Origin of the sequence: Lonsdalea britannica (genome assembly GCF_002111595.1) — a bacterium.
Taxonomy (GTDB): Bacteria; Pseudomonadota; Gammaproteobacteria; order Enterobacterales; family Enterobacteriaceae; genus Lonsdalea; species Lonsdalea britannica.
On the sequence record NZ_LUTN01000010.1, the window covers coordinates 73,145 to 87,788 of the forward strand.

General features: G+C 54.3%; 9 protein-coding genes and 3 pseudogenes. 9 read left to right on the forward strand and 3 right to left on the reverse strand.

Annotated features, from left to right (window positions below; all coding sequences use genetic code 11):
• Positions 1 to 14 precede the first annotated feature (14 nt).
• From nusA to AU509_RS10145, 9 genes and pseudogenes are all read left to right on the forward strand, one after another.
• Positions 15 to 1,504 (forward strand): annotated as a pseudogene (gene nusA, locus AU509_RS10110) (transcription termination factor NusA).
• Positions 1,505 to 1,529: 25 nt separating this feature from the next.
• The gene (gene infB / locus AU509_RS10115) at positions 1,530 to 4,235 is read left to right on the forward strand and encodes a translation initiation factor IF-2 (protein ID WP_085651605.1); all 2,706 of its coding nucleotides are present in this window, start codon (positions 1,530 to 1,532) and stop codon (positions 4,233 to 4,235) included.
• A gap of 75 nt (positions 4,236 to 4,310) precedes the next feature.
• Positions 4,311 to 4,712, forward strand: coding sequence for a 30S ribosome-binding factor RbfA (gene rbfA / locus AU509_RS10120; protein ID WP_085651606.1), 402 nt, complete (start codon positions 4,311 to 4,313; stop codon positions 4,710 to 4,712).
• A pseudogene (gene truB / locus AU509_RS10125) lies at positions 4,712 to 5,666 on the forward strand (tRNA pseudouridine(55) synthase TruB). Before rbfA ends, truB begins: the two are co-directional and overlap by 1 nt.
• Before the next feature lie 112 nt (positions 5,667 to 5,778).
• Positions 5,779 to 6,048, forward strand: a complete 270-nt coding sequence (rpsO, locus tag AU509_RS10130; RefSeq protein ID WP_026739644.1) for a 30S ribosomal protein S15 — start codon at positions 5,779 to 5,781, stop codon at positions 6,046 to 6,048.
• 260 nt (positions 6,049 to 6,308) lie between these two features.
• Positions 6,309 to 8,429 (forward strand): polyribonucleotide nucleotidyltransferase, encoded by a 2,121-nt coding sequence (gene pnp / locus AU509_RS10135; protein WP_094118256.1) that lies wholly within the window; start codon positions 6,309 to 6,311, stop codon positions 8,427 to 8,429.
• 127 nt (positions 8,430 to 8,556) lie between these two features.
• Positions 8,557 to 9,441: a lipoprotein NlpI gene (gene nlpI, locus AU509_RS10140; RefSeq protein WP_085651608.1), complete on the forward strand. Its 885-nt coding sequence runs from the start codon at positions 8,557 to 8,559 to the stop codon at positions 9,439 to 9,441.
• Between the two features lie 113 nt (positions 9,442 to 9,554).
• The gene (yrbN, locus tag AU509_RS19075; protein ID WP_368073407.1) at positions 9,555 to 9,623 is read left to right on the forward strand and encodes a protein YrbN; all 69 of its coding nucleotides are present in this window, start codon (positions 9,555 to 9,557) and stop codon (positions 9,621 to 9,623) included.
• Positions 9,616 to 11,474: pseudogene (locus AU509_RS10145) on the forward strand (DEAD/DEAH family ATP-dependent RNA helicase). Before yrbN ends, AU509_RS10145 begins: the two are co-directional and overlap by 8 nt.
• Before the next feature lie 59 nt (positions 11,475 to 11,533).
• Here AU509_RS10145 and AU509_RS10150 read toward each other — a convergent pair.
• The 3 genes from AU509_RS10150 to ubiU form a co-directional block, all read right to left on the reverse strand.
• Entirely contained in the window at positions 11,534 to 12,556 is a 1,023-nt protein-coding gene (locus AU509_RS10150; RefSeq protein ID WP_100053518.1) for a luciferase-like monooxygenase, read from the reverse strand.
• A gap of 140 nt (positions 12,557 to 12,696) precedes the next feature.
• Positions 12,697 to 13,575 carry a U32 family peptidase gene (locus AU509_RS10155; RefSeq protein WP_085651611.1) on the reverse strand — a complete coding sequence of 293 codons (879 nt, stop codon included), beginning with the start codon at positions 13,573 to 13,575 and terminating at the stop codon, positions 12,697 to 12,699.
• A gap of 13 nt (positions 13,576 to 13,588) precedes the next feature.
• On the reverse strand, positions 13,589 to 14,584 hold the full coding sequence (gene ubiU / locus AU509_RS10160; protein ID WP_085651612.1) for a ubiquinone anaerobic biosynthesis protein UbiU: 996 nt from the start codon (positions 14,582 to 14,584) through the stop codon (positions 13,589 to 13,591).
• Positions 14,585 to 14,644: the final 60 nt, after the last annotated feature.

The following is a 14,644-nucleotide window of genomic DNA, read 5'->3' on the forward strand; positions in this document are numbered from 1 at the left end:
ATGAGGCAACTAGGATGAACAAAGAGATTCTGGCTGTTGTTGAAGCAGTTTCCAATGAGAAAGCTGTTCCGCGTGAAAAGATTTTTGAAGCATTGGAAATCGCACTGGCAACGGCAACCAAGAAAAAATACGAGCAGGAAATTGACGTGCGTGTCTGCATCGACCGCAAAACTGGCGATTTCGACACGTTCCGCCGTTGGGTCGCCGTCAATGAAGTGACTCAGCCCACCCGTGAAATTACGCTGGAAGCAGCGCAATTCGAAGACCCAAGCATTGAGCTGGGCGGCTACGTTGAAGATCAGATTGAATCTGTAACCTTTGACCGCATCACGACCCAAACCGCTAAACAGGTTATCGTACAGAAAGTCCGTGAAGCTGAACGTGCTATGGTCGTCGATCAGTTCCGTGAGCAAGAAGGTGAGATCGTCACCGGCGTGGTGAAGAAAGTCACCCGTGATAACATCTCTCTGGATCTGGGCAGCAACGCCGAAGCGGTCATTGGCCGTGAAGACATGCTGCCGCGCGAAAACTTCCGTCCTGGCGACCGCATTCGCGGCGTACTGTACGCCGTTCGTCCCGAAGCGCGCGGCGCTCAGCTGTTCGTCAGCCGTTCACGCTCTGAAATGCTGATCGAGCTGTTCCGCATTGAAGTACCGGAAATCGGCGAAGAAGTTATCGAAATCAAAGCTGCCGCTCGCGATCCGGGCTCACGCGCTAAAATTGCCGTCAAGACCAACGACAAACGCATCGACCCTGTTGGTGCATGTGTAGGTATGCGCGGCGCGCGTGTCCAGGCCGTCTCCAGTGAACTGGGCGGTGAGCGTATCGATATCGTCCTGTGGGATGATAATCCGGCTCAGTTCGTCATCAACGCCATGGCGCCAGCAGATGTTGCCTCCATCGTAGTAGATGAAGACAATCACACCATGGATATCGCCGTAGAGTCAGGAAATCTGGCTCAGGCCATCGGCCGTAACGGTCAGAACGTTCGCCTGGCATCACAGCTCAGCGGCTGGGAATTGAACGTGATGACAATCGAAGACCTGCAGGCCAAGCATCAGGCTGAAGCGCATGCTGCAATTGATGTCTTCACCAAGCATCTGAGCATCGACGAAGAGTTCGCGACTGTTCTGGTAGAAGAAGGCTTCTCTACCTTAGAAGAGCTGGCCTATGTGCCGATTAAAGAACTCCTCGAAATCGACGGGCTGGATGAAGAAACGATTGAAGCGCTGCGTGACCGTGCGAAAGCGGCGTTGACCACATTGGCGTTGGCCCGCGAGGAAAGCTCGGTGACGGTCAGCCAGCCGATGATTTGCTAAACCTGCCTGGTTTGTCCCGTGAGCTGGCGTTTGCTCTGGCTGCACGCGGCGTATGCACGCTGGAAGATCTTGCTGAGCAGGGTGTCGATGACCTGACAGATATTGAAGAGCTTGATGAGAAGCAAGCCGGTGAGCTGATTATGGCCGCGCGTAATATCTGTTGGTTTGGCGACAACAACGAATAACGAACTGTAGCAGGAAAGGAACAGCATGACAGATGTAACCGTAAAATCGCTGGCCGCAGAGATTCAGACTCCGGTTGACCGCCTGATACAGCAGTTTGCTGATGCCGGTATCACCAAGTCCGCATCAGATTCTGTGACCCAGCATGAGAAAGAAAGCTTGCTGGCGCACCTGAACCGTGAACACGGCAGTGCGCCAGGAAAACTGACGTTGCAGCGCAAAACGCGCAGTACATTGAATGTTCCAAGTACCGGTGGTAAGAGTAAAGCGGTACAGATCGAAGTCCGCAAGAAACGCACTTATGTAAAACGCGATTCTCTGGATGGTCAGCAGACCTCCGAAGAAGAGCTGGCGCGGCGTGAAGCGGAAGAACAGGCACAACGCGCTGCTGAAGAGCAGACTAAACGCGAGGCTGAAGAAAAAGCCCAGCGCGAAGCTGCTGAAAAAGCGAAGCGCGCTGCTGAAGAGCAAGCCAAACGTGAGGCCGCCGACAAAGCTAAGCGCGACGGAGCGGAAAAAGAAAAAGTGACCAATCAACAAAATAACACCATGACCAAACCAGCTCAGGCTGAGAAAGCGCGTCGCGAAGCCGAAGCAGCTGAGCTTAAGCGCAAAGCGGAAGAAGCAGCACGCCAGAAGGTTGAAGAAGAAGCCCGTCGCGTTGCAGAAGAAGCTCGCCGCATGGCCGAAGAAAACGCCGGTCGTTGGGAAAATCAGAAAGACGAAACCGAAACTTCTGACTACCACGTAACGACGTCTCATCATGCTCGCGAAGCAGAAGATGAAAACGATCGTAAGGTCGAAGGCGAACGCCGTGCCCGTACTCGCGGCGGCAAAGCGACCAAACAGAAGAAAGGCAACCGTCTGTCTGAATCCAAAGCCGATCGCGAAGAAGCTCGCGCTGTAACGCGCGGTGGTAAAGGCAAACGTAAACCAAGCACACTGCAGCAGAGCTTTAACAAGCCTGCTCAGGCGGTTAACCGCGATGTCGTGATTGGCGAAACCGTGACGGTAGCTGAACTGGCGAACAAGATGGCCGTTAAAGGCTCTCAGGTCATCAAAACGATGATGCGTCTGGGCGCTATGGCGACGATCAACCAGGTTATCGATCAGGAAACGGCTCAGCTGGTAGCGGAAGAAATGGGTCACAAAGTGATCCTGCGCCGTGAAAATGAGCTGGAAGAAGCGCTGATGAGCGATCGTGATACGGGTGCCGCTGCTGAACCGCGTGCGCCGGTCGTGACTATCATGGGTCACGTCGACCACGGTAAAACGTCGCTGCTCGACTATATCCGTTCAACCAAAGTTGCTTCCGGCGAAGCGGGTGGTATTACTCAGCACATTGGTGCATACCACGTAGAAACCGACAACGGCATGATCACCTTCCTGGATACCCCGGGACACGCCGCGTTTACCGCAATGCGTGCACGTGGTGCGCAGGCGACAGATATCGTCGTTCTGGTTGTTGCCGCGGATGATGGCGTGATGCCGCAGACTATCGAAGCTATCCAGCATGCCAAAGCCGCTAAAGTGCCGGTTGTGGTTGCCGTCAACAAAATCGATAAGCTGGAAGCCGATCCGGACCGCGTTAAAACTGAACTGTCTCAGCACGGCATCATGCCTGAAGACTGGGGCGGCGAAAGCCAGTTCGTACACGTTTCTGCCAAATCAGGTACGGGTATCGATGAACTGCTGGACGCCATTCTGCTGCAGTCCGAAGTTCTGGAGCTGAAGGCTATCCGTAACGGTATGGCAAGCGGTGCGGTTATCGAATCCTTCCTGGATAAAGGTCGTGGTCCGGTTGCCACTGTCCTGGTTCGTGAAGGTACCTTGAATAAAGGCGATATCGTCCTGTGTGGTTTCGAGTACGGTCGTGTTCGTGCGATGCGTGACGAATTAGGTCGTGAAGTGGCTTCCGCAGGTCCGTCTATTCCTGTCGAAATCCTGGGCTTGTCCGGCGTGCCGGCAGCGGGTGATGAAGCGACAGTCGTTCGCGATGAGAAGAAAGCACGTGAAGTGGCTCTCTATCGTCAGGGTAAATTCCGCGAAGTTAAACTGGCTCGCCAGCAGAAATCTAAACTGGAGAACATGTTTGCGAACATGAGCGAAGGCGAAGTTTCTGAACTGAACATCGTGTTGAAATCTGACGTACAGGGTTCTTGTGAAGCGATTTCCGACTCCCTGATGAAGCTGTCCACCGACGAAGTGAAAGTCAAAATTGTGGGCTCCGGTGTGGGCGGGATCACAGAAACCGACGCTACGCTGGCTGCGGCTTCCAACGCTATCCTGCTGGGCTTCAACGTCCGTGCAGACGCTTCCGCTCGTCGCGTTGTCGAAGCAGAAAGTCTGGATCTGCGCTATTACTCAGTTATCTATGACCTGATTGATGAAGTGAAGCAGGCGATGAGCGGTATGCTGGCGCCTGAGTACAAACAGGAAATCATCGGTCTGGCTGAAGTTCGCGACGTGTTCAAATCACCGAAATTCGGCGCAATTGCTGGCTGTATGGTAACCGAGGGTGTGGTGAAACGTCACAACCCGATCCGCGTACTGCGTGATAACGTCGTTATCTACGAAGGCGAACTGGAATCCCTGCGTCGCTTCAAAGATGACGTCAACGAAGTTCGTAACGGTATGGAATGTGGTATCGGTGTGAAGAACTACAACGATGTTCGCTCTGGCGATATGATCGAAGTATTTGAAATCATTGAGATTAAACGCTCTATTGCGTAATGCTTCCATCACCACATCATTCTATTTTTCCGTTGAGGGGGCCTTGTGCCCCCTCATTTTTCCGTGAGGTTTATCATGGCAAAAGAATATAGCCGCACACAGCGTGTGGCGCAGGAAATGCAAAAAGAGATCGCCATTATTCTGCAGCGCGAAGTTAAAGATCCGCGCGTAGGCATGGCGACTGTCTCTGGAGTTGAAATGTCCCGCGATCTGGCTTACGCCAAAGTTTTCGTGACCTTTCTGAACGACAACGAGCCGGAGCAGGTGAAAATTGGTATCAAAGCGTTGCAGGATGCCTCCGGGTTTATCCGCGTACTGCTGGGTAAAGCGATGCGTCTGCGCGTAGTACCTGAGCTGACGTTCTCCTATGACAACTCATTGGTTGAAGGTATGAGGATGTCGAATCTGGTGACCAATGTCGTCAGAAAGGATGCCGAGCGTCGCTCTTCTTCTTCGGACGAAGATCGGGAGGACTGATGGGGCGTCCTCGTCGCCGCGGCCGGGACGTTCATGGCGTTCTGCTGCTGGATAAACAGCAGGGAACATCGTCCAATGATGTGCTGCAAAAGGTTAAACGTCTCTTTAACGCCAACAAGGCGGGGCATACTGGCGCGCTGGATCCGCTAGCGACGGGCATGCTGCCGATTTGTTTGGGAGAAGCGACCAAGTTTTCCCAGTACCTGCTGGATTCTGACAAGCGTTACCGCGTCATTGCCCGATTGGGCCAGCGGACAGATACGTCTGACGCTGATGGTAATGTCGTCGAAGAGCGTCCAGTCACGTTCACCCCTGAAGCCTTAGCCGAGGCGCTGAATGAATTCCGTGGCACCACGCCGCAGGTTCCCTCCATGTTTCTGCGCTGAAATATCAGGGCGCCCGCTATACGAATATGCCCGACAAGGGCAGACCGTTCCCCGCGAAGCGCGTGAAATCACAGTATATGAGCTGCAGCAAATCCGCTGGGAAGGGGATGAACTGGAGCTGGAAATCCACTGTTCGAAAGGCACCTATATCCGTACGATTATTGACGATCTGGGTGAAAAGCTTGGCTGTGGCGCTCACGTAATTTATTTGCGCCGTCTTCAGGTAGCGACATATCCGGTAGAAAGGATGGTGACCTTAGAGCAGCTACGCGCACTGGTTGAACGGGCCGCTGAAGAAGAGCTGACAGTTGGCGCGCTGCTCGATCCTTTGCTTCTGCCTATGGACAGCGCTGTTCAGGAATTTCCTGAGGTTAATTTGCCGGAAGTCGTCGCTGGATACCTGAAATTGGGACAGGCGGTGCGCTCCGCCAACGCCCCAGATTCGGGAATGGTCCGCATCACAGAAGGCGATGCGCGGAAGTTTATCGGCATGGGTATTATCGATGACGAAGGCCGGGTCGCACCTCGTCGTCTGGTGGTCGAGTATCCCGAGCCAGAGGCCGTTTGACCGCCTTGCTATCGCCTTGTACTGCGGGTAGAATAGCGCGGCTCAAGTACCGGGTCGCTGAATTAGAGATCGGCACCCCTTTTATCTTATATAATATTATTGGAGTTCTACTATGTCTCTAAGCGTTGAAGCTAAAGCAAAAATCGTTGCAGATTTCGGTCGTGATGCTAACGACAGCGGTTCTACTGAAGTTCAGGTTGCACTGCTGACTGCACAGATCAACCACCTGCAGGGTCACTTTGCTGAGCACAAAAAAGATCACCACAGCCGTCGTGGTCTGCTGCGCATGGTCTCTCAGCGTCGTAAGCTGCTGGACTACCTGAAGCGTAAAGAAGTAGCACGCTACACCAGCCTGATCGAGCGTCTGGGTCTGCGTCGCTAATCCGACGAGTTTCAGTAGAAAGGGGCCTATTATGGCCCCTTTCTTCTAGGATGCGTTGCTGAAACAGAGTAATGTATTGTTGAAGTAAAAATGGTCCGTTATTACAGCTATTCGCGCGGCTAATGAGAGACTTTATTCTGCCGGGGAGCAGATTGAAGATTGTCATTAGTCGCGAGGATGTAGTGACTGGATCGGGTGTAAACTGGTCTGTGGCGTCCGAGATAAGTGGCGCAGCAACCCTCTGTGACAAGGATATAATTTTGCTTAATCCGATTATCCGTAAATTCCAATATGGTCAGCATACCGTCACTATCGAAACCGGTATGATGGCTCGTCAGGCTACGGCAGCCGTTATGGTTAGCATGGACGACACCGCGGTATTCGTTACCGTTGTTGGTGCTAAACAGCCTAAGCCGGGTCAGGGCTTTTTCCCGCTGACCGTCAACTATCAGGAGCGTACCTACGCTGCTGGTCGTTTCCCGGGTGGCTTCTTCCGTCGTGAAGGCCGTCCGAGCGAAGGCGAAACATTAATTTCTCGCCTGATCGACCGTCCTATCCGTCCGCTGTTCCCGGAAGGTTTCCTGAATGAAGTTCAGGTTATCGCTACGGTTGTTTCCGTGAACCCTCAGGTTAACCCGGATATCGTTGCTATGATCGGCGCATCTGCTGCGCTGAGCCTGTCTGGCATTCCGTTCAACGGCCCGATCGGCTGTGCTCGCGTGGGGTATATCAACGACCAGTACGTGCTGAACCCAACCACTGATGAGCTGAAAGAAAGCCGTTTGGATCTGGTTGTCGCCGGTACGGAAGGCGCGGTGCTGATGGTGGAATCAGAAGCAGACCTGCTGAGCGAAGATCAGATGCTGGGCGCGGTTGTTTTTGGTCATGAACAGCAGCAGATTGTCATTGAAAACATTAATTCTCTGGTTGCTGAAGCAGGCAAGCCGAAGTGGGAATGGCATGCGCCGGAAGTGAACGAAACGCTGTACAGCCGTGTTAAAGCGCTGTCCGAATCCCGTCTGGGTGACGCTTACCGCATCACTGAGAAGCAGGAACGTTACGCTCAGGTTGACGTCATCAAAGCTGATGTCGTTGCCGCGTTGCTGGCCGAAGATGAAACGCTGGATGAAGGTGAAATCAGCGACATCCTGGGTAGCATCGAGAAAAATGTCGTTCGTAGCCGTGTTCTGAGTGGCGAACCGCGTATCGATGGTCGTGAAAAAGACATGATCCGTGGCCTGGACGTTCGCACCGGCGTTCTGCCGCGCACGCATGGCTCCGCACTGTTCACTCGTGGTGAAACTCAGGCGTTGGTCACCGCCACGCTGGGTACTGAACGCGATGCGCAGACGATTGACGAACTGACCGGCGAGCGTACTGACCGCTTCCTGCTACACTATAACTTCCCTCCGTACTCTGTGGGTGAAACAGGTATGGTCGGATCGCCGAAACGTCGTGAAATTGGTCACGGTCGTCTGGCGAAACGCGGCGTGTTGGCTGTTATGCCGAAAGCGAGCGAATTCCCATATACCGTTCGTGTGGTTTCTGAAATCACTGAATCCAACGGTTCTTCATCCATGGCTTCCGTGTGTGGCGCTTCTCTTGCGCTGATGGATGCCGGTGTGCCGATCAAAGCGGCCGTCGCCGGTATCGCGATGGGTCTGGTGAAAGAAGGCGAAAACTTCGTCGTCCTGTCCGATATTCTGGGCGATGAAGATCACCTTGGCGACATGGATTTCAAAGTGGCTGGTAGCCGTGATGGCGTGACCGCGCTGCAGATGGATATCAAGATTGAAGGTATCACCCGCGAAATCATGCAGGTGGCTCTGAACCAGGCTAAAGGCGCGCGTTTGCACATCCTGGGCGTGATGGAAGAGGCGATCAGCACGCCGCGTGGCGATATCTCTGAATTCGCTCCGCGTATTCATACCATCAAAATCAGCACCGACAAGATCAAAGACGTTATCGGTAAAGGCGGCTCGGTTATCCGTGCTCTGACCGAAGAGACCGGTACGACGATCGAAATCGAAGATGATGGTACGGTGAAGATTGCTTCTACCGACGGCGAGAAAGCGAAACATGCTATTCGTCGTATCGAAGAGATCACCGCGGAAATCGAAGTCGGCCGTATCTATCAGGGCAAAGTGACTCGTATCGTTGACTTCGGCGCGTTTGTTGCCATCGGCGGCGGTAAAGAAGGTCTGGTTCACATTTCTCAGATCGCCGACAAGCGTGTTGAGAAAGTGACTGATTATCTGGAAATGGGTCAAGAAGTTCCTGTTAAGGTTCTGGAAGTCGACCGTCAGGGTCGTGTCCGTCTGAGCATGAAGGAAGCGACGCCTCAGTCTCAGGAACCTGCGGTAACCTCCGGCGAAGAATAACGGATAATCGTTTAGCAGCTCCTTACCGAGTTAAGGGGCTGCGTGTATGATAGGGAACGGATATCCTTATATAAACCGTCGCGGGACTGGATGTTCATCCTTTGTTTGTCTTCTTCGGGAGTAGGTAATGAAGCCTTTCTTGCGCTGGTCTTATGTCGCGGCAGCACTCATGCTGGCAGGATGCAGCAGCATGGATTGGCGCAAAAATGCCGTTTTGGCGGTCCCGTTGCAGCCGACGTTGCAGCAGGAAGTCATTCTGGCTCGTATGGAGCAAATCCTGGCCAGCCGAGCACTTACTCCTGATGAACGAGCACAGCTGTTATATGAGCGCGGAGTGCTGTATGATAGCTTAGGGTTACGGGCATTAGCGCGAAATGATTTTTCACAAGCGCTATCTATCCGTCCCGACATCCCAGAGGTCTTTAATTATCTGGGGATTTACTTAACGCAGGCAGGCAATTTTGATGCTGCCTATGAAGCGTTTGATTCTGTACTAGAGCTTGATCCAACTTATAATTATGTGCGTCTCAATCGGGGGATCGCCTTGTACTACGGCGGTCGGTACCAATTGGCGCAGGATGATCTGCTAGCGTTTTATCGAGACGATCCCAATGATCCTTTCCGTTCCCTGTGGCTGTATCTGGTCGAGAGAGAAATCGACCCGGATAAGGCCGTAAGCGCATTAAGAACGCGCTACGAGGGAGCAAAGAAAGGTGTGTGGGGATGGACTATTGTCGAATTCTACCTGGGCGATATCAGTGAAAAGACACTGATGCAGCGCTTGCAGGAAGAAGCAAAGGATAACACTTCGCTCGCTGAGCATCTCAGTGAAACTGACTTCTATTTAGGTAAGCACTACCTAAGTCTGGGGGACAAGGACACCGCTTCGGCGCTGTTCAAGCTGACGGTGGCTAACAACGTTCATAACTTTGTTGAGCACCGCTATGCATTGTTGGAATTGGCGCAGTTAGGCCAAGAGCAAGACGACCTATCAGGATCGGACCAGCAATAGCTGACGAACAATATTCAGCCTGGAATCACAACGATTTCCATCGCCTTCACTGGCGAGGGCTTTTTTGTTCGCTTTTTAATCCAATTTGAGCCGGTTCACACTTTTCAATGAAAATGACTGAAAATTTTCTAGACGAGTTATGTAGACTGGCCGCCATCTATGAGGCACGTGTACATGACTAAGCTTGAAACCTCTTTTGCCGATTTGGGGCTGTCTGCTCCGATTATTAATGCCCTAACCGATCTGGGCTACGAAAAGCCTTCGCCGATTCAGGCGGAATGTATTCCTCACCTGCTGAATGGTCGTGATGTGCTGGGTATGGCACAGACCGGCAGCGGTAAAACCGCCGCATTTGCGGTGCCGTTATTGAATAACCTGAAACCTGAACTGAAAGCACCGCAGATTCTGGTGCTGGCGCCGACCCGTGAGCTGGCGGTTCAGGTCTCTGAAGCCTGTAATGACTTCGCCAAACACATGCATGGCGTCAACGTGGTTGCCCTGTACGGTGGTCAGCGTTATGACGTACAGCTGCGCGCTTTGCGTCAGGGACCGCAGATTGTGGTCGGTACGCCGGGTCGTTTGCTTGACCATCTGAAACGCGGCACGCTGGACCTGTCCAACCTGAGCGGTCTGGTACTGGATGAAGCTGATGAAATGCTGCGTATGGGCTTCATCGAAGACGTAGAAAACATCATGGCGCAGATCCCGGCTGAACATCAGACCGCGCTGTTCTCCGCGACGATGCCGGAAGCGATTCGTCGTATTACCCGTCGTTTCATGAAAGATCCGCAGGAAGTGCGTATTCAGTCAAGCCTGACGACGCGTCCGGATATCAGCCAGAGCTACTGGATGGTACACGGCGTTCGTAAAAACGAAGCGCTGATCCGTTTCCTCGAAGCGGAAGATTTTGATGCCGCGATTATCTTCGTGCGTACCAAAAACGCGACGCTGGAAGTGGCTGAAGCGCTGGAGCGCAGTGGTTACAACAGTGCTGCACTGAACGGTGACATGAACCAGGCCCTGCGTGAACAAACGCTGGAACGTCTGAAAAATGGTCGTCTGGATATCCTGATTGCGACTGACGTTGCTGCTCGTGGTCTGGATGTTGACCGCATTAGCCTGGTTGTGAACTACGATATCCCGATGGATGCGGAATCCTACGTTCACCGTATCGGCCGTACCGGTCGTGCGGGTCGTGCCGGCCGTGCGATCCTGTTCGTTGATAACCGCGAACGTCGCCTGCTGCGTAACGTTGAGCGCACCATGAAGCTGACCATTCCTGAAGTGGAACTGCCGAACGCTGAACTGCTGGGCGAACGTCGTCTGGCCAAGTTTGCCGCCAAGGTTCAACTGCAGCTGGAAAGCAGCGATCTGGATATGTACCGTGCGCTGTTGGCTAAACTGCAGCCGCAGGAAGAGCTGGACATGGAAACGCTGGCTGCTGCGCTGCTGAAAATGGCGCAGGGCGAACGTCCGCTGATTCTGCCGCCGGATCCGGTATTCGATCGCCGTCCGCGTCGTGAAATGCGCGATCGTGACGATCGTTTCGAGCGTCGCCGTGAAGGTGGCCGTGATAATGCGCGTGACGGTGACCGTCCGCAGCGTCGTGAACGTCGTGATGTCGGCGACATGGAACTGTATCGTATCGAAGTAGGCCGTGATGATGGCGTTGAAGTGCGTCACATCGTGGGCGCGATTGCCAATGAAGGCGATATCAGCAGCCGTTACATCGGTAACATCAAACTGTTCGGTACTCATTCTACGATTGAGCTGCCGAAAGGGATGCCGGGCGATATTCTGTCACACTTCACGCGCACGCGTATTCTCAACAAACCGATGAACATGCAGCTTCTGGCGATGCCCAGCCGCACGAGCGTCGTGAAGGTGGCCGTGGTGGTCGTTCATTCGGCGATCGTCCTAACGGTGGTCGTCCGGGTAACGGCGGTCGTGGTCGCTCTTTCAGCGGCGAACGTCGTGAAGGCGGTGGTGAACGTCGCGGTAACCGTGCGCCACGTCAGCCGTCCAACTCGTAATCACATTGGACTAACGTGGTAACACGCATCAAGCCAGCCTTCGGGCTGGCTTTTTTATGTCAGTCGATCCGCTCTTCTCGCATGACTTCCTGCTGTAATTCCGCCACGATTTCAAATGAACGCAGTCTGGCCTGATGATCGAAGATCGAGGCGTTGATCATCAGTTCATCCGCCTGAGTTTGCCTTAAAAGCATCTGTAACCCATGACGCACCTGTAAGCGATCGCCCACGATGGAAAGTCGCAGGGTCTGTTCAACCGAGAGTTGTTCGGCCGGCGTCCAGACATCATCCATCTCTTGTACCGGCGCGGGTAGCGGTCCTGGCACGCCACGGCGCAGATGGATGAACTGCTGCTGCTGTGACGTAAACAGGAATCGAGCATCGGCGGTGCTCTCGGCAGCGATGACGTTAACGCAGACCATCGCGTAGGGCTCTGATTGTTGCGCTGAAGGCTGGAATTTATCGCGGTAGAGTTGCAGTGCCTGAATCAGCATGTCCGGCGCAAAGTGAGCGGCGAAAGCAAACGGCAGCCCCAAGGCTGCGGCGAGCTGCGCGCTATATAGACTGGAGCCCAATAGCCAGATCGGGACGTTAAGACCCTGACCCGGTACGGCCTGAACCGCCTGATCCGGCTGTGCAGGGGCCAGATAACGCTGTAGTTCCTGAACATCCGCGGGGAAATCATCTTCTTCGCCTTTTAAATGACGCCGCAACGCTATCATGGTGCGGCGATCGCTGCCCGGCGCACGTCCCAGCCCCAGATCGATGCGTCCTGGATAGAGAGATTCCAGCGTGCCGAACTGTTCGGCGATCACCAGCGGCGCATGGTTGGGCAGCATGACCCCACCGGAACCTAGCCGAACATGTTCGGTGCCTGCCGCCAGATAGCCGAGCAGAACGGAGGTGGCCGCGCTGGCGATGCCGGTCATATTATGATGTTCGGCGAGCCAGTAGCGGTGGTATCCCCATCGCTCTGCATGTCTGGCCAGGTCAAGAGAGCGGTGAAAGGCGTCGCGCGGTGTTGCCCCCGTAGGAATAGGGGCCAGATCCAGTACGGAGAAAGTAACAGGCTGCTGTGACATAGGCATGGCTCACCGGGTTGAGGGTCAACCTGGGAGCAGGCTAACCGCGGAATATTATCGAATAATCATAGTACGCAATATTCAGCGGAAATAGCGGATGAGGCGTGCGGGTGCCCTGAAGTAAAGGGCACCCGGAGAGGTCAGTCTACCAGCTCCAGACCGGGCAGGCGGCGCCAGTAGCCATTGCACTCCTTCTCTTGATACAGCGGCAGCGGCTTCGCGCCGTGTTCGTTGGCGCGAAATTGATCGAGCACATCCAACGTTTCCATACCGAGCGGCGAAAGCCGGATGATATCGACAAGGCCTTCCATCGACGTCAGCTCGTTGCCGAGGTTGTAGCAATATCCACTCTGAGTCTGAATGCCGTTGAGTACGAATACCTGCTGATTTTCCTGCGACAGCACCTTGCGGCCCTGCGGATAATGAATGCAGCAGGTTTCGCACTCATCTTTAGGGCGGTTTTCAGATCGTGCGGTAAAACAGCGGGCGGAGTAGGCCAGCGGCAGATGGCCGTAACTCAGCACCTCGACGTCGAATTTATCGCGAAAGCCGAGTTCGTCGCATTGATTGAGCAAATGTTGCAGCCAGTCGCGTGATAACTCTACCGGCATACACCAGCGGACCATCCCTTGTTTGTGCAACAGTCGCAGCGTATAGGCGTTGTAGCAGTTTAAGGCATGTCCGGCGACAAACGGCAGATGATGCTCTTCGGCCATATTGACGGCGCCGAGGTCGTTGGCCTCTAACAGAAAGTCGCCGTTTTCGACGTAACGCTTCAGCTCATTCAGTTCTGAGGGCGCCTGCAGCAACGCCAGCGTGGAAATGACCACCTGTTTACCGCTGGCGGACACCTGACGGGCCACTTCCAGCCAGTCATTGACCTTCATGCCGCGACGCTTGCTGCATACCGTCTCTCCGAGATAGACGATATCCGCGCTGCTGGACATGGCCGCCTGATAAAAGGCTTCAATATCTGCTTTGGGCCAGTAGTAAAGGATGGCTCCCAATGCATACTTCATAGTGTTCTCCTGACTACTGCCATTCACGGTGATAGGCGCCCAGCGTGGTTTGCGTGCCTTCGGCGACGGCGCCCAGGGCGTCCATCCATTCGGGGGTGGGAGAGTAGTGTTCCGGCGATGCCTTGCAGCGGTCGATCGCCTCACGCCAGACTCGCGTGACCTGGCTGACGTAGGCAGGGCTGCGCTGGCGGCCTTCGATCTTCACTGACGCGATATTCGCCGCCATCAGCTCCGGCAACAGCGAGAGCGTATTCAGGCTGGTCGGCTCTTCCAGCGCATGGTAGCGCTTGCCGTCCACCAGATAGCGACCTTTGCACAACGTGGGATAGCCGGCGTTTTCGTGATCCTGATAGCGGTCAATCAGCACATTGTTCAGACGCGATTCCATCCCCTTGTCGGTCTGCTGCCAACGGACAAAACGTGCCGGAGAGCAGGCGCCGACGGTGTTGGGCGACTCACCGGTCAGATAGGAGGAGAGGTAGCAACGTCCTTCCGCCATGATGCACAGGCTGCCGAAGGCAAAGACTTCCAGCGGCACCGGGCTGGTGCGGGCAAGCTGTTTGACCTGATGGATAGACAGCACACGCGGCAATACGACGCGCGCGACGTCGAAATGTTTTTGATAGAAACGGATAGCCTGTTCATTTGTAGCCGACGCCTGAACGGAAACATGGCGTTCGATATGCGGATAGCGCTCCGCCGCGTATTCCAACGTCGCCAGGTCAGCCAGGATCAGGACGTCTGCTCCCGCCTGTGCGGCGCTATCCACGGCGCGCTGCCAGCGTTGGAAACCGTCTGGATGGGCGAAGGTATTGATGGCGATATGCAGTTTGCGCTTATGCTGATGCACGTAGCTGCGGGCTTCCTGCAATTTCTTATCGTTAAAGTTAAGTCCGGCGAAATGTCGTGCGTTGGTATCATCTTTAAGCCCGATGTACACCGCGTCTGCACCATTATCAATAGCGGCTTTTAGAGCCGGCAAATTACCGGCGGGGCAAAGCAGTTCCATACCTATTCCTTCACTCATCAAGGCCTTCGTTATCGTTAAACGGAGGCGATCAATGATGTT